Annotated in this window: 12 protein-coding genes and 1 pseudogene; 8 read left to right on the top strand and 5 right to left on the bottom strand. The window is 45.1% G+C overall.

Going from position 1 to position 19,981, the window contains the following annotated elements:
- Positions 1 to 131: 131 nt before the first annotated feature.
- The 5 genes from Q7P33_RS13265 to Q7P33_RS13245 all read right to left on the bottom strand — a co-directional run bounded on the left by Q7P33_RS13265 (position 132) and on the right by Q7P33_RS13245 (position 6,110).
- Positions 132 to 698: a hypothetical protein gene (locus Q7P33_RS13265; RefSeq protein WP_303871015.1), complete on the bottom strand. Its 567-nt coding sequence runs from the start codon at positions 696 to 698 to the stop codon at positions 132 to 134.
- Positions 691 to 3,276: an FtsX-like permease family protein gene (locus Q7P33_RS13260; protein WP_303871013.1), complete on the bottom strand. Its 2,586-nt coding sequence runs from the start codon at positions 3,274 to 3,276 to the stop codon at positions 691 to 693. The genes Q7P33_RS13265 and Q7P33_RS13260 overlap by 8 nt, the downstream gene beginning before the upstream one ends.
- A gap of 11 nt (positions 3,277 to 3,287) precedes the next feature.
- Entirely contained in the window at positions 3,288 to 3,995 is a 708-nt protein-coding gene (locus tag Q7P33_RS13255) for an ABC transporter ATP-binding protein (RefSeq protein WP_303871012.1), read from the bottom strand.
- A 127-nt stretch (positions 3,996 to 4,122) separates the two neighbouring features.
- Complete coding sequence (locus tag Q7P33_RS13250) at positions 4,123 to 5,433, bottom strand: cell wall metabolism sensor histidine kinase WalK (RefSeq protein WP_303871010.1); 1,311 nt, start codon at positions 5,431 to 5,433, stop codon at positions 4,123 to 4,125.
- Positions 5,433 to 6,110: a response regulator transcription factor gene (locus Q7P33_RS13245; RefSeq protein WP_303871007.1), complete on the bottom strand. Its 678-nt coding sequence runs from the start codon at positions 6,108 to 6,110 to the stop codon at positions 5,433 to 5,435. The genes Q7P33_RS13250 and Q7P33_RS13245 overlap by 1 nt, the downstream gene beginning before the upstream one ends.
- 382 nt (positions 6,111 to 6,492) lie before the next feature.
- Here Q7P33_RS13245 and Q7P33_RS13240 point away from each other — a divergent pair, with 382 nt between their 5' ends.
- The 8 genes and pseudogenes from Q7P33_RS13240 (at position 6,493) to Q7P33_RS13205 (ending at position 19,906) form a co-directional block, all read left to right on the top strand.
- Positions 6,493 to 8,220, top strand: coding sequence for an MATE family efflux transporter (locus Q7P33_RS13240; RefSeq protein WP_303871005.1), 1,728 nt, complete (start codon positions 6,493 to 6,495; stop codon positions 8,218 to 8,220).
- 14 nt (positions 8,221 to 8,234) lie between these two features.
- Positions 8,235 to 9,857 (top strand): PP2C family protein-serine/threonine phosphatase, encoded by a 1,623-nt coding sequence (locus tag Q7P33_RS13235; RefSeq protein ID WP_303871003.1) that lies wholly within the window; start codon positions 8,235 to 8,237, stop codon positions 9,855 to 9,857.
- Between the two features lie 3 nt (positions 9,858 to 9,860).
- The gene (locus tag Q7P33_RS13230; protein WP_303871001.1) at positions 9,861 to 10,415 is read left to right on the top strand and encodes a GNAT family N-acetyltransferase; all 555 of its coding nucleotides are present in this window, start codon (positions 9,861 to 9,863) and stop codon (positions 10,413 to 10,415) included.
- On the top strand, positions 10,412 to 11,014 hold the full coding sequence (locus Q7P33_RS13225) for a hypothetical protein (protein ID WP_303870999.1): 603 nt from the start codon (positions 10,412 to 10,414) through the stop codon (positions 11,012 to 11,014). The genes Q7P33_RS13230 and Q7P33_RS13225 overlap by 4 nt, the downstream gene beginning before the upstream one ends.
- Positions 11,011 to 11,421 (top strand): ATP-binding protein, encoded by a 411-nt coding sequence (locus Q7P33_RS13220; protein ID WP_303870997.1) that lies wholly within the window; start codon positions 11,011 to 11,013, stop codon positions 11,419 to 11,421. The genes Q7P33_RS13225 and Q7P33_RS13220 overlap by 4 nt, the downstream gene beginning before the upstream one ends.
- A 120-nt stretch (positions 11,422 to 11,541) precedes the next feature.
- Complete coding sequence (locus Q7P33_RS13215) at positions 11,542 to 14,532, top strand: ABC transporter permease subunit (RefSeq protein ID WP_303870995.1); 2,991 nt, start codon at positions 11,542 to 11,544, stop codon at positions 14,530 to 14,532.
- Positions 14,529 to 15,245: pseudogene (locus Q7P33_RS13210) on the top strand (amino acid ABC transporter ATP-binding protein); the annotation flags it as partial. The gene Q7P33_RS13215 and the pseudogene Q7P33_RS13210, both read left to right, overlap by 4 nt.
- Positions 15,246 to 15,817: 572 nt before the next feature.
- A complete protein-coding gene (locus Q7P33_RS13205; RefSeq protein ID WP_303870991.1) occupies positions 15,818 to 19,906 on the top strand; it encodes a PEP/pyruvate-binding domain-containing protein in 4,089 nt (1,362 codons plus the stop codon).
- Positions 19,907 to 19,981 lie beyond the last annotated feature (75 nt).

Genomic DNA, 19,981 nt, shown 5'->3' with positions numbered 1-19,981 from the left:
TAGAATAGTTAAGTGTTTGATGATGCTTTGCTTGTTTATAATATACATGGAAATACTTAAGGGTAGCTTGAAATGATTCTTAATTAAGTATTCATTAAGAAATGCGAATATAGAAATCGATAAGAATCCGTTTAAGAAACCTGTTCCAGTGCGTCAATAATTGCATTCTGCAGGTTGGCAGTGTCACTCAAAAGCGTTTCCAAAGCAGTCAGATCGCGTTGTTTTTTGGCTTCCAGGATTTGATCACAATTGGAATCCAAGTTTTTATTGAGTTGATTGATTTCAGAAAACAGGGTCATGTTTTCATCAGATTCAGGGATATTGGCGATCATTTCATTGAGTTCAGCACACCGGGCAATGATCAGCTTTTGATTTTCCATAATAGTTGTCACGGACTGATTCAATCCTGAGAGTGAAAGCAGTGTCTGGTTAATTTTCAGACCAGTGATCCGATTTGAGGTCTCTGTCAGTTGAGCAAGGGTCTGAGCAAAGGGCGTTTCAATGCTGGTGGCCGGGGTTGAAAGTTCAGAGGAGCTGAGATCTGATGGATCGGGTAAATCCGACGAATCGGAAGCCCTAAACATAAACAAGGAAACTCCGGCAATCACGATGCAAAGTAGAATACCGCCGATCAGGATCAAAACCTTTTTTCTGACGCTGTTGTTTTTTCTTCTAGCGGGTTTCTTTTTTCTATTCATTGCTTTTTAATGCCTCCACCATATTGATTTTCTTGAGGGTGCCGATTAGAATTAGATTCACCAGCCAGGTAAACATAAAGGTCAGCAGAATACTGAGAAGAAAGCTTTGAGCAAGGATGGACTCAACATACATCACATTACCAACCTCGGCAGCGTCGAGAATATAGCCATGCAAAAGGACCCCAGCAATCAGGCCGGGAAGAATTCCGAATAATGTGAGCAGATAGCTTTCCCGGGTAATATAGGCTGACACCTCGCGGTCATAAAAGCCCAATACCTTAATGGTGGCAATCTCCCGGAATCGCTCACTGATGTTGATGGTTGTCAGGGTGTATTGCACCACCAGCGCCAGCAGCGCTGCAGCGATGATAATAATCCAAATCAGATAATTGATACTTCCCAGGGTGTTTTGAAAGTCCTGTTCATTATTAGAAGTGAATCGGACGGAGGAAACACCCTCAGTGGCCATCAATGTAGCGGCTAGATCTTCCTGTGGCTGGGTCGAATCAAGTAGCCCCAGAATCTGGTTAGGCTGAGGCGCCTCACCATAAATGGTTTGATAGTAGCTCGGGGACAGAAAAACATAGTGCTGAAGGTAATTCTCGGCTATTCCTTCCACCAGCACAAGCTGGGTAGTCGTTTCATCTTCCTTAATTACAATGGTGTCACCTGGTGAAACATCAAGGGATTCGGCAAGTTTCTGGGTCAAAATCACCCCGTGATCGGATAAGACTAAGGGCTCTCCGGTGTCATAACTGCGCAACATAAAATAGTTGGATAAGGAAGCCGGATCGGTGGGAACCATCAGCAGGCTGTCGATACTGTCTGAAGTGTCGGCGATACGTTGTACCGAGATGTTATTGACGGTATTATCCAGATAAGCAGAAAGGTTATTGTTTGTCAGGGTATAGTCCAGAGCTGACTGTTGTTCCATCGTCACATTTTCTTTTAATTGCAGGGAGATATCGTAGCGTAGGATATCGCCAAATTGTTTTTCGGCGACCTGGGTAGCAATGGAGTCCCGTAAGCCCAGCCCGGCAACCAACATGGCAGTGCAGCAGGCCACACCCAGTACCGTCATCCAGAAGCGCTTTTTGTAACGGAAGAGATTTCGAAAGGTGATTTTTTGACTGAATCGAAGTTTCTTCCAGATAACGTCAAAGCTTTCCAGAAAAATACGTTTTCCCGGTGGTGGGGCACTGGGCAGCATCAGTTCCGCAGGGGCAGAGCGAAGGATGGTCAGGCAGCTTAAAAAGGTGGCAACAGTGGTGACTGTGATGGCAAAAAGAGCCGATAGTGCCGCAATTGAGCCATAAAAAGCTGAAGTCATTTCAGGTAAGGTGTAAAGCACCCGGTAAGCTTTAAAGATGACCTGGGGAATGAGCATAAAGCCAATGGCCCAGCCCAGGAGGCTACCTAAAATGCTGGCCGTCGCCGCATACAAAAGATATTTAAAGGCAATGGCACCATTGCTGTAGCCAAGCGCTTTGAGGGTTCCAATCTGGGTGCGTTGTTCTTCCACCATTCGGGTCATGGTGGTCAGACAAACCAAGGTGGCAATACCAAAAAAGAACAGCGGCAGTATACTGGCAATGCCATTGGTACTATCAATGGTATTTTGATAATCCAGATAACCTGAATTGGATGTCCGACTGAGAACATGCCATTGGGGTGTCGCCAGCTCATTGATTGATTTTTGAGCCGCCAAAAATTCTGGTGAGGCATCCAGTAGACTGGGATCAGTGATGCCGTTCGCTGCGGCAAAGGCTGTTTTTTGTGCGGCCAACTGAGCTTCAGCGTCGGCCTTTAGTTCCTGCTGGCGGATTTCGACGCGTTGGCTGGCGACGGTATTAAGCGATTCTTCCAGTGGCGTGGTTATTTCGATATATTCCTCAGAAAAGGTCGAAATGCCCGACGTTCCGGCAGCGGTTACCAGTATTTCGGTGTAAGCAGGCACTGTAAAATTGGCAGCGGGCAGAAACACCAGGCCATTTATTTTACCATTACCCAATTGAGTGATGCCCCGGTCTTTGGTCAGATAGGAGGGCGTTTCGGCGATGCCGACCACATGGTAGACAGTTTCACTAAGGCTCTCACTAAGTGGTGTTTCGGTTCCTGACGTGAGCGTAATGGTGTCGCCGATTTTGGGACCGGCTTCCGAGCGCTGTTTATCAATGATGCATTCATTCGATTGTTGAGGCAACCGGCCTTGCACCAGGTGAAGATCGTTGATGGCCCCGGTAGGGTCTGGGATTGAAATCACATGAGCGACATTGGTCTGCTGACCAAATGACAAAAACGTATCGATGGCATTAACTGGTTGGGCATTCTCCACTCCTGAAGTGTTCCGGACTGCGGCCAGATCGGCATCATTAAATCCGATAGATGACAGCAAACGAAAGTTCATGAAGTGCGTTGCTTCAAAATATTGATTAGCGGAAGCCTCAAGATCAGGACCCACCGATTTCAAACCAGTATAAAAAGCGGAGCCGATCATGATGACCAGTAAGATGGCTAAAAATCGGGAGAACGAAGAGTGGATTTCCTTAATGGCGTTTTTAATGATGACTGTTCCCATTGCGTTTCTCCTTACCATTCAATGTCTTCCACCGGAAGGGGATTGGGGTTGACGGACATGTTTTCGACGCAGCCGTTTTTGATTTTAATAATCCGATCACCCATGGGGGCAATCGCCAGGTTATGGGTGATCAGCACCACCGTCATGCCAGTTTGACGGCAGGTATCCTGAAGCAGTTTCAGCACTGATCGGCCAGTAGTGTAGTCCAACGCGCCGGTGGGCTCATCACAGAGGAGTAGGGTGGGGTTTTTAGCCAGCGCCCGGGCAATTGACACTCGTTGCTGTTCACCTCCGGAAAGCTGGGAAGGAAAATTGATCATCCGGTTTTCCAGACCGACCTGTTTTAATATCTCCAGAGGCTTAAAAGGGTTCTTGCAAATTTCTACAGCCAGTTCGACATTTTCCAGTGCGGTCAGATTTTGGATCAGATTATAAAACTGAAAAACAAAGCCGACTTCCTGACGACGGTAAGTAATCAGGTCTTTTTTCCCATAGCGGTGAAGGGGCTGCTTGTTGACTGTGAATTCACCGGTGGTGGGCGAATCCATTCCTCCGAGAATGTTTAAAATCGTGCTTTTACCGGCACCGCTGGGACCGGCGATAATAGCAAACTCGCCCCGTTTTACTGTGAAATCGACACCAGTCAGCGCATCGATTTTAACCTCGCCCATGGTGTATTGTTTGGTGATTCCTTTGAATTGAATCATTGTTTCATTCATTTTAATGGTTCCTTTCCCAGTCGCTTTCAAAAACGACCATAAAAAAATGGATTGTTCAGAATGTTCCTGACACAATCCATTTTATGACTTGGGAATAAAATAAAAATATAGAAACAATAAAGAAAAATTAAGAACTAATCAGCGGCAGTTGGATTTCAATGCCAAAATCATACCGGGTAGGCTGGTAAGCCCGAATGCAGCCGCCATGCTGGGTAATCAGTTCCCGACAGATGTACAAGCCTAAGCCGCTACCGCCTTTTTCCTTTGAGCGAGAGGTTTCCACTCGGTAAAATCGGTCAAAAAGCAGTGGGAGTTGTTCATCAGGTACCGGTTGCCCGTTATTTTCTATTTTTAGGATCAGCCAATGTTTGGTTTGAAACAGATGAACATCAACAAAAAGTGGATGGCCCCCATATTTAACAGTATTGTGAAGAATGTTACCAATCACCCGCTGGAGGGCCGGTTTGTTGACTTGAATTTGGGCAGTGTCGGAAAGGTGGCTGTTGTATTCCATACTGGCATCCACATCATCCCAGTCGGATAGATAGGGATTCAGGAGGGATTGCCAGAAACAAGCCGCTACTACCGGTTCAAAGTTCATTGAGGGATCCTGATGAATAATTTGGGCGGCTTCCTGAAATTGATCAATCAGCAGTCGAATATCCTCGGATTTCTGGTGGATAACCGAGTAATAGTGGTTTATTTTTTCAGCATCGGTGATTTTTCCCGAGGCGAGTCGATCGGTATAGCTGGCAATTGAGGTGAGCGGGGTTCGCAAATCATGAGAGATGGCTGCCAGCATGGTCTGCTGTTCCCGGTCTGAGGATTGCAAGCGAACCAGCATGTCATCGTAGCGTTTTTCCAGTTCACCGATCTCGTCATGGCGGTAATGTCGTGCCTGAATCTTGATCTGCAAAGGGTTTTGAATCATCCGCTCGTGAAGCACTGATAGTGGGTAGGTGATGGAACGATGAAGGAAATAGGCAATGGCCATAAATAAGGCAACGATTAATAGAATAATCAGCCAGAGATACTGAAAAATATAGTCTTCGATAATCTGATTGCGGCCGTGAAAATTATAATTAATCCGTAGGGCATAGCGTATTTTTTCATCTTCGATGACATAATCTTTGACACTGAGTTTGGTACTGAGGGGAGCCTCGCCACTGGACCAGATTAACTGATTATTGGAATCAAGTAGCAGCATCTGATCCCCGCTTTGATTTTGAGCAGCAAGTAGCGCTATGATGTTATCTTCCTCAATTAGAGCCGCTTGTTTTGCAAGATCTGCGGCAAGGGCTTCATAATGCTCCCGATCTTGCACCAGACTATCTCGATAGTCACTGCGGTAAAAAAAGAAAAAACTTGCCAGCAACAGGCCGATGACCAATAAAAACAGCAAAATAAAGGAAAGAGAGAGTTTTAAGCGGATCGACATCAGTGACCTCCGATCATGCGATAACCGACACCCCAAACGGTTTCCAGAAGACTGCTTTCGCAGCCCAGCTTTGAACGGATATTTTTAATATGAACCGTGACAGTCGTCATGTCGCCACCGTAGGCATCTTTCCAGACGGCTTCGTAAATCTGCTCCCGGGTTAGCACCTGGCCTTTGTTTTCGATTAGGTAGGATAGGATCTGAAATTCCTTGGTCGAAAAATCCGTTAAGGTTCCCTTGACAAAAACTTGAAAGGTGGATTTGTGGAGTTCAATAGTACCCAGACGGATTATTTCGTTGATTTTTTCCCGACGGTGCTCCCGGCGAAGGTGCGCATAAACGCGAGCAACCAATTCATCCATGGAAAAAGGCTTGGCCATATAATCGTCGGCTCCGATCTGAAGGCCGATGACCTTATCAATATCCCGACCCTTGGCGCTGAGAATAATGACTGGAATATCGATTTCTTTTTTTAGCTGAGTCAAAACTTCCAGACCATCCATCTCAGGCATCATGATATCTAAAATCAAAAGGTTGATTTCATGATCTCTTATTTTTGCGAGGACTTCCAATCCATTGCCGGCCGTGTGGACAAGATAGCCTTCGTCCGTCAGTACCTCGGCAATGATTGTGGCGATATCGCAGTCATCATCAGCGACTAATATTTGTTTGGGCATGTTATGACCTCCGCATGTTTTGTAAGTATTTAGTAATAGAAAATGAGTCTTGTTAATCATACACGGTAAATATAAAATAAAAATAAAGAAAGTAGTGATTTTAGTCACGTATAAAAATAAGTATTAGTGATGAAACATAGGATTCAAGGATTAAGAAAATTTACAGCAGGAGTTGAGAAATGTTCGACAATCAAAGCTGTTTCTATGCTATAATAGCCTCGTATAACTTTATTCTATTCAAGCAATTTTGTTTGTAGTCAATCAATATCAAGTGATAGCAGATACGTGTATTTAATCACCAAAAATGATGTGTCGATCATTTGACGGTAGCCAGTGGGTTTTGCTGTCCTGGCTGAAAAAGGAGGCAATGGGAGAGGACATAATGAATACTCAACACTTTGTTAATAAGGCTTTTCGCATATTTGTCATCAACAGCATTCTTTCCTCAGCGGGAGTAGTGCTGGGAACCTTTGTAGATGCTATTATTCTGGGGAACGCTTTTGGAGAGATTGGTCTATCGGTACTGGCGGTGTCAATGCCAATCTACATGGTTTATAATCTGTTCGGTTATGCCTTTGGTGTTGGTGGCTCCCTGAAAGTAGCGGAGGCCATTGGTGCTGAGGATAAAGATGGGATCAGATCCTATTTTACCCAGACATTATTTTTTGCGACAGTCGTTGGTGTGGGCATTGCCGTGCTGGGAAGTATCTTTCTTACGACCATCATTGGTATCACCGGTGGGGCCGAAATTGATGCAGCCAGGGACTATATGTGGCCGATTGTCATCACTGCACCGATATTCATTCTGGCACCGGTAATCTCACTGTTGATTCGCAGTGATGCCGATCCATTTTTGTCAACTTTGGGTATTGGTGTCTCGGTGATCGTAAATCTGGTGCTGGATCTTATCTTTATTTTTGGCCTGAATATGGGCGTACTTGGAGGCGCTCTGGCGATGGTGATTGGTCAGTGTTGTGCACTTATTGTCTATGCTATTCATTTTTTTAAAAAGCATAATCATCTTAAATTCGGGCAGACTTCTCTGACCCCTCAAGCTGGTTACCAGCTTTTTCATGGTGGCTTTGGAATCGGCTCGGCCTTTATTTACCAGGGGATCACCCTGGTTGTCATTAATAATTTACTCAGCGCAACGGTTGGCATCGGCGGGCTGGCAGTTTATAATATTCTTTTTAACGTTTCCCTGTTTGCCTATGCGATTTTTGATGGGATATCACTGGCCCTGGCACCGCTGGTGGCAACCTTTGCTGGTGAAAAGGACACTGAAGGGGTTTATGACACCATGGGCCTGTCCTTAAAGACCGCGGTTTTACTCAGTAGCTTATGTGCCATGGTGCTACTTATTTTGGCCGATCCGATTGCAGCGATGTTTGGAGTGACCAATGATCTGCCGCTGGTAGCCCAGACTATCCGGATCTTTGCTTTTGGGGTGGTGCAGACGTGTTTTAACTGTGTGATGGCACACTTTTATCAGACCATTAAACGGCCGACGCTGGCAGGGATTATTTATTTCTTACGAGGTTTTTTGCTGCTGATTGGTTTTTGCGCCTGGTTGATTCCGGCTTTTGGTGTTGTTGGAGCTGCACTGGCCATTGTGGCGGCGGAAACGGTAACCTTGGCGATCCTTATTTTTGCGGCATTGGTACTTAAAAAACAAGGCGGATACCGAAATATTTTATTGTTTCGGGAGCCGGTAATCAGCAAAGATAATCTCTATGAAACCACCCTTTCGGCCGATATTAAGGATCTGGAAAAATGTGTGGAGGAAATTGAAGATTTTTGCGAGCGCCTTGATATTGATAGTAAAAATGCATATTTTATCAACCTGACCATTGAAGAATTGGCTGCCAATATTATTAATTTCGGTTTTAATGACGGAAAACCTCATTATATTCATATAAAAATTGCGTTATTTGAAGAAGACATCTACATCAGGCTCCGGGATGACAGCACCAGCTATAATCCCTTTGAAGAATCAGAAAAACCCGATGAAGCCCTGGATTATCTGGGGGTTTCGATTGTTCGCAAGAAAGCAAAATCTTTTGCCTATAACCGGACGCTGGTATTTAACAATTTGCTTATTATTCTGTAAAAAAGGTGGCAAAAATGAAAGATCAAAAAAATATTCGTCGTATCAGCTTAAAAACCAAGTTCGCCTCAGCCAGTATGATTTTGGCACTGGTGCTTTCGCTGGTGATTGTGCTGATTTCCTATTTCAGTTATCGGGACTCAATGTTTAAGCGGTATGAAGAAAACATTACAGCGCTGGTGAAGACGGCATCGGTCTTTATACCGGTAGAAAAAATCGATCAGTATTATGAAACCGGTCAGGTCGATGAAGATTATGAATTACTGCTTAAAGAGTTCCAGACCATTCAAGAACAGAATCATCTGGAATTCCTTTACGCTTATGTACCAACGGAACAAGGAATAAAAGTTTTTGCTCAGGGAACCAAACCACGGATGGTTGGTCATTTTGTGCTTGGTGGCATTTTGGGAGGAGAATATTTTCCGCAGGAAGATATTGATGCTGCCAATCGACTTTTCGATGATCCAGATGCACCTAAAGTGGTCATTACCAATGAAAGTGAGTTTGGCTATCTGATTTCGGCATTTAATGTATTGCGGGATGATCAAGGTAATCCGGTTATGGTGGTGGGGGCAGATATGTCCATGAAGGAGATCAACTCAACCCTTTTTAAATACATTATTCTGGTATCTTCGATTGCGGCTGTCATCTTAATTTTGTTCATCACCATTTATCTGCTGTTTCTCAATAAGTCGATTATTGATCCGCTACAGGTGATTGTGGATAATGCCACGGATTTTGTTAATACCAATGTCGATGAAAACTTAAGTGAGATTGTGGCCTTGAATATCGATGTTAAAACGGGGGATGAAATCGAAATTCTGGCCGAAGCCTTTAATAAAATGACCAGTGACATTATCCGATATATTAAAGAGCTGACCAGTGTAACGTCGGAGCGGGAGCGGATCGAAACGGAGTTGCGAATTGCTACCCTGATTCAGGAAGGGATGCTGCCCCGGAACTTTGAGTATCCCGATCGGGACGAGTTTACCCTGTATGCCTCGATGCGGGCGGCCAAGGATGTCGGCGGTGACTTTTATGATTTCTTTTTTGTTGATGATGATCACTTTTGTATCACCATCGGCGATGTTTCCGGAAAAGGGGTGCCGGCGGCGCTGTTTATGGCCATGACAAAAGCCACGGTTAAAGATCTGGTGCTTAGACGTTTGCCGGTTGATGAAGTCATGACCGAAGCCAATGTCACCCTGTGTAATAACAACGAACAGGGCATGTTTGTGACCCTGCTGATTGCCATTATCAATGTTAAAACTGGGGTGTTCCAGTGGTGCGATGCCGGACATGATCCGGCCATAATCTGGAAAAAAGATGGCCAGGTTGAAATGCTGACGGGCAAAAAAGGCTTTGTATGTGCCGGAATTGAAACCGCCAAGTATAAGATGAATGAATCTAAAATTGAAAAAGGGGATATTATTTATCTCTATACCGATGGGATTCCTGAAGCAAATAATACCAAAAAAGAATTTTATGGACTGGAGCGTCTGCAAACATTGGTGGCGGCAAAAAAAGAGCATGATATTAAAGCGCTGTGTGCTGATATCCTGGCGGATGTCGATGAGTTTGCAGATCGGGAACCTCAATTTGATGATATCACCATGCTGGGCTTCAAGCTTGAGGAATAACTGATGGAGATTACCATTAAATCGGGACAGGAATTGTCGGTTGAAGCGTTTGAGGCGATTCTCGATCTGGATTGTAAAATTTATGGGAATGAAATTCTAACCAATCAGGGGATGGCGTTAAAGCGTTTTGTAAAGTTCCCGGAGGGAATTATTGCAGCATATAACGATGAGGTTCTGGCGGGTTTTATCAGTTTTTTTGGTGTCGATGAATCCGTCTATCAGCGGGCGGTATCGAATCAGGAATATATCGATGACAATCTGAACGAAAATGACGTGGTACCACTGGAGAAAGGAAGGGGTAATTACATCCTGATCCTGGATCTTGCAGTGGACGAGCTTTTCCGGCATCAGGGCATCTCAAAGCGGTTACATGATTACCTCTGGGGTTATCTTAAGCAAAGGCAGAATCAGGGCTTTCCAATTGAGCGGGTGTTTTGTTTTGCAATAACAAATGAAGGATGCAAAAGTATGTCAAATTTAGGTGGCCAAGCAATCTGGACAAGAAATCAGACAACCCTTTTTGAACTCGATAAAAAGCTCGTTTTGGGGCAATTATGATCACAATAAGCGACAAAAAATTGGATCAACATCGCCTCGAAGAGGCTGTGGCAGTCTTGTGTCAGGCATTTAAAAGTGATCCCTTATACTTGGCGGTTTTTCAGAATGAGAAAGATTTGTGCCGCTATATCCGACTGATGGTGGAGTACTATAATCGTAACGGCGAAATCCATGTGGCGGTTTTCAATGGAAAAATTGTTGGGGCATCAATCTGGAATCATAAAGGAAAACCATTTTTTAGTATCCGCAGTGTTCTTGTCAGTGGCATGATTGGCAAAATAGTCAAATTTTTATTATTGATTCAGTTAAAAAGCTTGATCCGGCTGAGGAATGAAACGCTGATTACCGAACGCTATCATTATAATCAGGAACATCACTATCTTTTTATGATCGGTTCAGTTTATCGGGGTTCGGGGCGGGCTTTGATGGACTACGCGGTCAACAAATTCAGGGACTGTCCCATTTATCTTGAAAACAGCAACATAAAAGACAATACCTATTTTTATCAACGGCTGGGATTCCATTCCATCAAGACGATTGAGGTTCTGGGTATTTTTGTGGATTTGATGAACAACAGTAAAGGAGATCAGATAAGATGAAGAAACTAACTGTAAATGCATCGACAGATAAGTTGCCGGAGGTACTCGAATTTATCGATGCCGAATTGGAGACCGCTGGGGCCAGCATGAAAATGATCTTTCAGATTGATTTGGCTGCTGAAGAAATTTTTGTGAACATTGCCAACTATGCTTATGCTCCGGATGACGGCAATGTCATCATTCAAGTTGATAATTATGGGGAACCGCCCTTGGTGGAAATTCAGTTTATTGATCAGGGCGATCCGTTTAACCCCCTCGAAAATCCCGATCCGGATATTACCTTAACTGCGGAAGAACGCCAAATTGGCGGGTTAGGGGTGCTGATGGTTAAAAAAAGCATGGATGCGGTCGATTATCGTTTTGAAGAAAATAAAAACATTTTAACCATTAAAAAACTGGTATCCTAAATCAGGCTCTTGTTTTGAGATGAAGAGCAGATAATATTTAACACGAGAGCTGGGCGATTTAGGTCGAAAAAGGCGCGGGAATTGCTTGGAAACTAATAATAAGTAAAATGGAGGCGATTGATGAAACGCATTTTTGTAGGCTTATGCGTCGTAATGATAGTATTGCTGGCCGGATGCAGTCAGACGGTGGTGCCCCTTCCACCGGTGGAAACGGCAAAAATCGGAACGATGATTGGAACAGTGAGTGAATCGCTGGCACCAGAAAAATACCCTGAGGCAGAAATCAACCGCTTCAATAATTATGTTGATGAGTCAGCGGCCTTGATGGCGGGAAAAATTGATTATGCCATTATGGATTACGCAACAGCCCATAACTTTGTAAAAAGTAACAAAGGAACAATGGTATTACCAGAGCCGCTGACGGATGAAGTGACCGCAATGGCTCTTAAAAAAGAGAATATCGAGCTTAACGAGAAACTTAATGCGGTGTTAAACCGTTATTTAAGCGATGGCACCATGGAGGAAATCAAAGCGCACTGGTTTCCGGAAGCGGGCGGTGATTATGAAATCGTTGACGTGCCGAAAAATGTCAGCGGCCCGGTACTGCGGGTAGCGGTCACATCCCTGACTGAGCCCCGGTGTTTTGTCAAGGACGGTGAGCTAATCGGGATGAATGTGGAATTGCTAAGCCGCATTGCATATGAATTGGGAATGCAGGTCGAGTTTCAGGACATGGATTTTAAAGCGATGATTGACAGTCTCCAATCGGGAAACAGTGATGTGATTGCGGCTATGTATAACACCCCAGAGCGATCGGAGAAGGTCGATTTTACCGCCGGTTATTTTCCCAATCCCCAGGTTTTTGTTGTCAAAGCGGATCGGCAGGCGACAACTGAAGGCTCTCAGAGCAGCCAGACATTGATCAGTAGTAGTAGTGATCTGAATAAATCTGGTTATACCATTGGCGTACCGGAGGGAACCCCGCCGGAAGAGGTGGCTAAAGAACTGATGCCCAACGCTGATATTTCCTATTTTACCCAGTTTATGGACGGGGTGGCAGCGCTTAAAAGTGGTAAGGTGACCGCTGTGATTTATGATAGCTCTGGGGTTGATCGGATTTTGTTAAGCAACCCGGATCTGGTCAAGCTTGACGAAGAGCTGGGGAATATCGAGATTGCCGCCGTTGTCCGACTTGATGATATGGCCATGAATGAGCAGCTCAATGCTTTTATTAAACAATATCAGGCCGATGGTACGGCAGCAGCGATGGTGAAACGGTGGATAAATAACACCGGTGGGGAAATGCCGGATATACCCAAGCCCCTAAATCCGGAGAAAAAAATCACGATTATTACCAATGGTTTAACCGAACCGATGAACTATTATGAAAATGGCCAACTGACCGGCTTTGATATTGAATTTATGAAACGCTTTGCCAGCTATGCCAATCTCGATTTTGAAATCATTACCATGGATTATCAGGCGATGATTCCGGCCCTCCAAAGCGGGAAGGGAGATGTGATTATTTCTGACTTCTTTAAGACTGATGAGCGAGGGCAAGAGGTGCTTTACACGGATGCCTATGTGGTCTTGCACAACAGTGCTTTGATCAGAAAAGATATGGCAGCAGCGTCGATGGTTGATCAATCCATTAAAACGAATGAGGAACTTAATGGAAAGCGGGTTGGTTTTATTACCGGAATGGTTCATATTGACAATTTTCGACCACTTTATCAGGCTGATGAATATGAATTCAATGATTTTTCGTCGATGCTTGAAGCGCTAAAATCAAAAAAAATCGATGCGCTGCTGACAAGTCAGTCAAAGGTTGCCGAAATTATTGAGCAGAACCCTGATCTGATTGCATTGCCGCCTTATGCGGATATCTCGTCATCAATCGGAGTCAGCAAGACCAATACCCAGCTCGGCGATGCCCTTGATGCTGCGGTCAAAACAATGATCGATGATGGCAGTTTAAAAGCGATGACCGAAAAATGGATGGGCGAAAACGAAGATCAAAAAGTGCTGACGCCGGTTGATCTGACCGGCGAGAAAGGAACCCTGATAGCCGGAGTTTTAGGCGACGATTATCCGTATTCCTATTATAAGGATAACGAACTGGTTGGTCTTGAAGTTGATCTGGCACGCAGTCTGGCTGCCCGGATGGGAATGAACGTGGAGATAAAGCCAATGGATTTTTCGGCTATCATTCCCAGTATCACGTCAGGAAAAATTGATCTGGCCTTCTATCTTGTTTATACTCCGGAACGGGCTGCATCGATTCGTTTTTTGACACCGCTAAAGTCTGATCAGGCTGTGGCGATTGTCAGAAATCAGGCAGTGACCGCTTCGACAGGAGGACAACGATGGGCTGGCATGATAGCGTCATTGGGGGATAGCTTTAACAAGACGTTTGTTGTTGAAGACCGGTATCAACTGATTTTACAGGGACTTTCAACGACGATTGTCATTTCGCTGCTATCATTGTTCTTTGGTAGCTTATTGGGGGCGCTCATTTGTGCGATGCGCCGTTCGCGGCTACACTTGATTTCAGGTTTGGCGGTTGTTTATATTCGTCTGATTCAGGGTGTACCGATCGTTTTGACGCTGATGATCCTTTATTATATTATTTTTGCTTCAGTGGATATTCATCCGGTACTGATTGCGGTGGTAGGTTTTTCGATTAATTTTGCCGCCTATTCGGCAGAAATATTCAGAACCGCCATTGACGCCACCGATAAAGGGCAGTTGGAGGCTGCCTACGCACTGGGGTTTACCAGAGTGTCCAGCTTTTTTAAGGTTACGCTGCCCCAGGCGTTGCGGCATATTTTGCCGATTTTTAAAGGCGAATTTATCAGTATGGTAAAAATGACCTCGGTGGTCGGTTATATTGCTATCCAGGATTTGACCAAGATGACCGATATTATCCGAAGCCGCACCTTCGAAGCATTTTTCCCACTGGTGATAACGGCGGCCATCTATTTTGTCATTACGTACCTGTTTATTCTGGTACTGGGAAAGACTGAAGTGCAGATCGATCCCAAACGGCGGAAACGGATCGTCAAAGGAATTGTTGCGATTGATGTGGAAACGGATGAGGTGACAAAATGATTAAAATAAACGGGCTATCGAAAAGCTATGGGCAGCTGCAGGTGCTTAAGGATATCAACACTGAGATTGAAAATGGCGAGGTGATCTCGATTATCGGACCATCGGGATGTGGTAAGTCGACCTTTTTGCGGTGTATTAATCTGCTCGAAACTCCGACAGCCGGAGAAATCTATATTGACGGGCACAATATCCTCGATAAAAAAGCGGATGTACCTAAATTACGACAGAAAATGGGCATGGTATTTCAGTCGTTTAACCTCTTTTCCCACCTGATGATCATCGAAAACCTGATGCTGGGGCCGGTTAATCTGCTTAAAATCCCGCGTCAGCAAGCTTATGAAGAAGGATTGGCCTATCTGGAAATGGTCGGGCTGCGGGCTAAAGCGACCGCTTTTCCCGATGAATTATCCGGTGGCCAGAAGCAGCGGGCGGCGATTGCCCGAACCCTGGCGATGAAGCCCGAGGTGGTGCTCTTTGATGAACCCACATCGGCCCTGGATCCGACCATGGTCAGTGAAGTGCTGGGGGTGATCCGCAAGCTGGCATCAACGGGGATGACGATGATGATCGTAACCCATGAGATGAAGTTCGCCCGGGATGTTTCCAGCCGAGTCTTCTATATGGATGAGCAGGGCATTTACGAAGAAGGAACACCCGAGGAAATTTTTGACCATCCCCAGAAGCCCAAGACCCGGGCCTTTATCCGGAAAATTTCAGCCTTTGAATACACGGCGACAGGCAGCGGCTTTGATCTTTATGAACTCAATGCCAAAATCGAAACCTTCCTTAAAAAACAAATGTTTACTGATCGCCAGATTATGAATGTCCAGCTGGTATGTGAAGAACTGGTGCTGGCGATCCTGCTGCGGGCTTTTCCCAGAGCCAGTGTCACCCTATTAGTGGAGTATTCGGATTTAAGTGGTGAGATCACCCTTCAAGCCAGTTTTGAAGGAGAGGCTTATGATCTGGAGCAGGGCGATGAAAATGAAATATCCATGGCGATCATCAACACCTATGCAAAATCGCTTGACGTTCGTCACGAAGCGGGCCGAAATACGGTTACGGTCATTATTTAACCAACCCAACAGAAATAAATCACGTTGCGCTCGACGAACGATGATTTTATCAAACGCCTCCGAATCGGATTTGATTCGGAGGCGTTTGACATCGTAAATAAATCAGATCGGTTGCGAAAACGGTTTCAATTCAGCGGATGATTATGCTATACTGAGGAAAAGGTAAAGCCGACATTTACCCAAATCGATTGAATCAGGGGGATAATAAAATGGCTAACGTGTTTTCTTCCAAGGCCTTAGAGGCTAATCTTAATCAGACCCGGGAAACCAATATTAAAATCCCGGAGCACCAACAGTGGTTCGGCGAATTGTCACAAGAGTATTGGGGAATCCATAAACGGACCCAGGAATTTTTGATTGAGCTCAATCATAAATATCGCAACAATCGCTACGTCATCGAGTCGCTGCAGACCATTTGTCTGGGTGATATCTGGCTCTATCATGGTCTGCCGGAGTCAGAAAAAGCCTTCACTGTTCTGGTGGAGATAATCCGTTCTGTGCTGCAATCCAAACTCAAAGACAGCCAGCGGACGCTACTCAGCCAGGTGTTGATACGTTTTATGGATCGGCTGGCCAGTTTTGATGTGTATCCCAAAGCGGTCATTTTTTTATGTATCGATGTCCTCAAAGAGGATTTGGCTCAGCATGAACTGCTTTATGTCAAGAATTCCGGCATCTTCAAAATATATCTCAATAAGGTGGCGGCAGAGCCGGAATTTGCCCAAAATCTGGAAGCAATCGTTGCGAGTCTGCTGGATCAGTGCATTGATTTCTGGGAGCAAACCTCCCAGGCCGAGGTCTGGTTTGACTCCCGGAAGAAGTTGTTTCCCCATCTGCAGGCTGCCGACATCGAGGCCATCGGTCAGGATTTTTTTGATGGCCTCAGAGCTCGCCGCATGCAGGCGATCCATTGGCCGGAACTTAAGCAGCAGCTGTTTTTCAACGACATCGCCAACTATTTTCGTAGTTTTTCAGAAAAACTTCCGACCCATCTGGAAACCATCTATTATCTATATTATCTGCTCCATTTGCCTGGAATGTCGACTTTGAATGATCATCTGATTTATGATATCAATCGGAATCTGGGCAATATTTTCGATGAGCTGGATTCGCAGGATATTACCGAATTCATCAATACCATTATGGCAGAGTTTCAGGAACTCAGGCAGGAGCATGGCGATACCGTTCTTGACTGCTTGCTGACGCTGGGGAAAGAGATTATTGCGACCAGAGATGCCGCCAATATTGATTATTTCACCAAAGCGTTGATTAACTTGGGCTTTAATGCTCCAGGGAAGTTGAGCCTCAATTCCGACTGGCAGATTATGATTGATTCCAATCACGTAAAAAATATCCGGGTATGGTTGGAATTAATTGAGGAAGATCCCCGGGCGATGCGGGAGCTGCTGGCGGCGCTGATTGTTAACCTCAAGCTGGGGGGGATCTTTATTTCGGACACTGATCTTTTCCAGCGGGATATTACCCGCATGCTTAACAGTGAGATCACCCCGGTTTATCGGGAAATCAAACAGTTGGCCCGGATCTTTCCGGTTTATTTCAAAGAGATTGGTGCAGAGGGTGAGCTCCGGGATGTGACCACCGCCATCGATGAAGAATCCCGGCGCAAGGATCGGTTGATTCACTTTATGCGAAAACAGATCCATATCGAAAGTAACAATACGCATATTGATCTGGCCCGGAAAATCATTACCTACTGGTATGACGGCAATAAGGAGCCGCTTAAGGAATTAATTCCCCAGGAAATTTATGAAGGTCTTGATCCCCAAAGCAAGTGGTTTAGCCGACCCCATGAAACGCTGGTCCGGTTGTGTCAGGAACTGGAAACCACCCCGGCTGGGCTGTTGCGTCTGGATATAGATACGATCCGGGCGGGGTTGCAGCGCTTTGGCACGGATCAGGGGTTGGATATCAAACGCGTGCTCGATCTGTTCCGGGTTTATTTTTTATTGCTGGAAAAATATTCCTTCGAATTTGATGATGTGCTGGCGATGCTTAGTGGTTACAGCCCCAATCTGACTGGCGATCTGAGTGAATTAAAAAACTGCCTGAAACATAATGATCAGGAAGCGGCGATTCGCCAGATTTATCAGCATATGAACCGTCTTAAGACGATTATTCTGGATCCCCGTCCCAGCGAAGCCTCTGAAAACATCTATTATAAGCGCCATATTGCAGCCGATATACCCTCAATGTATGGCGAATATGTGGAACTCAAGTTTGATGCGTTGGGGTTGATGTATCGGCTTGAACGAACCGTGGCGAAACTGATGACCCAGATTACCCAGCCCTTTAACGCCGAGTACATTACAGCCAAGACCTTTCGCCAGATTTATCATATTCTGTTGCTATTTAAGGATGGCTTGGAGTTGGATGGGATTGTTAATCAGGGGCTTAATTCCCATCTCGATATGCTGAAATTCGGGCTGGCCTCGCCCAGCTTTTCAATCCATCAATACATCAATATTTTTCAATTTATGGCCAATGATATCAAACAGATTATCAGCGAATACTTTTTCGAGCTTTTTGAGATCCCGATGCGGGTTATTATTCCTCAGATTCTGGTAGCAAAGCAGGAAAAAGTGATTGGCGATGAGCGGCGACTCTATCATATTGAATCCGAAAAGTTCCTTCGAGACAACCTGTCCACCGCTTTTCTGGTTCAGGATTTGGATAATTTTATCACTGACACCATCAGTGGGCTGAGAAGCCTGATGAAAAACTATTCCAGTGCTTTTATTGAAAGCATGCTGACCTATGATCCGGATATTTCCTTTAGTCTACTTACCGAAGATTCGGCTGCCATTGATAACCCGGTTTTTCTGGGTGCCAAGGCTTATTTTCTTAAGAAATTGATCAACTATGGCTTTCATGTGCCACCGGGATTTGTCATCACCACTGAAGTATTTCGGCATAAGGAAACCATTGAGGGTCATCCGGACATGCGGCGGGATCTGGATTGGCAGATCGAAAAATATATTGCACAGATTGAAGAAATCACTGGGCAAACCTTTGGTAGTGCCAAAAATCCGTTGTTCTTTTCGATTCGATCAGGCTCATCAATTTCGTTGCCCGGGGCTATGAAAACATTTTTAAACGTCGGAATAAATGATGAGATTGCTGCAGCTTTCAGCCAGCAGGCGGGGTATGGTTGGACCGCCTGGGATTGTTACCGGCGTTTTTTACAGAGCTGGGGGATGGCCTATGGCATTGACCGGGATGTGTTTGACCGGGTGATGCTGGAATATAAACAGCAGTGGGGCGTGACACTTAAAATAAATTTTAGTCCCGAGCAGATGAAAACCATTGCCTTTAGCTATAAAATGGTTTTAGCTGACTATCGTATTGAAATCGAAAACGATCCCTTTAAACAGCTGAAACAGGCCATTGGCTCGGTGTTGGATTCCTGGTTTTCGGAAAGCGCCGTTTATTATCGGGATCATCTGCAGATTGCAGAAGACTGGGGAACCGCTGTGGTGGTTCAGAAAATGGTGCTGGGAAACCGTTCGGCGCGCTCTGGTACAGGGGTGGTATTTACCAGCAGTCCCTTTAACGGTTGCGCCGGGATAAATCTTTACGGCGATTTTGCCCTTTGCAGTCAGGGTGAAGATGTGGTTTCAGGTTTGGTCAATACCTTGCCGATCAGCGAATCGCAACGAAAACGGGATTACCGGGATAGCAGTCTTTCACTGGAGTCGGGCTTTCCAAATATCTACGCGGCACTGACCCGTTATGCGGTTCGATTGATTGAAGAATATGGTTTTGTTCATCAGGAAATTGAATTTACCTTTGAAACCGACAATCCTGAGGATTTATATATTCTCCAGACCCGGAACCAGAATCTCAAAAAACAGACCGCTTTTTCCAGCTTTCTGCCGGCGCCCAATGAAATGGAGCTGGTTGGTCACGGTATCGGCATGAGCAGTGCGGTACTGTCAGGGCTTTTGGCTTTTGATATGGCCGATATGGAAGGCTTAAAAAGACAGTGTCCCGAGGCCAAAATTATTCTGGTGCGACCAGATACGGTGCCGGATGATATTCCCTTGATTTTTGTCTGTGACGGGTTGATCACCGCTAAAGGTGGGGTCACCTCTCATGCTGCTGTGGCCGCGGCCAGTGTGGGTAAGGTTTGTATTGTTAAATGTAAGGGTTTGGAAGTGAACGATTCAACCAAAGAATGTACCATCAATGGGCATCGCTTCAAGTCCGGGGATCCCATCTCCATTGACGGTGGGCTCGGAAATATTTATAAAGGGAATTATGAGATCGGTGAGATCTAAAATTAAAAAAACAAATGTGAATGATTTGATTCTTTTTTTCGACTACCTCATTTGAAGTCAGATAACTTCAAAAGG

This window comes from Acetobacterium wieringae (genome assembly GCF_026646375.1).
Taxonomy (GTDB): domain Bacteria; phylum Bacillota; class Clostridia; order Eubacteriales; family Eubacteriaceae; genus Acetobacterium; species Acetobacterium wieringae_A.
This window is presented reverse-complemented; position numbering and strand designations above follow the sequence as displayed.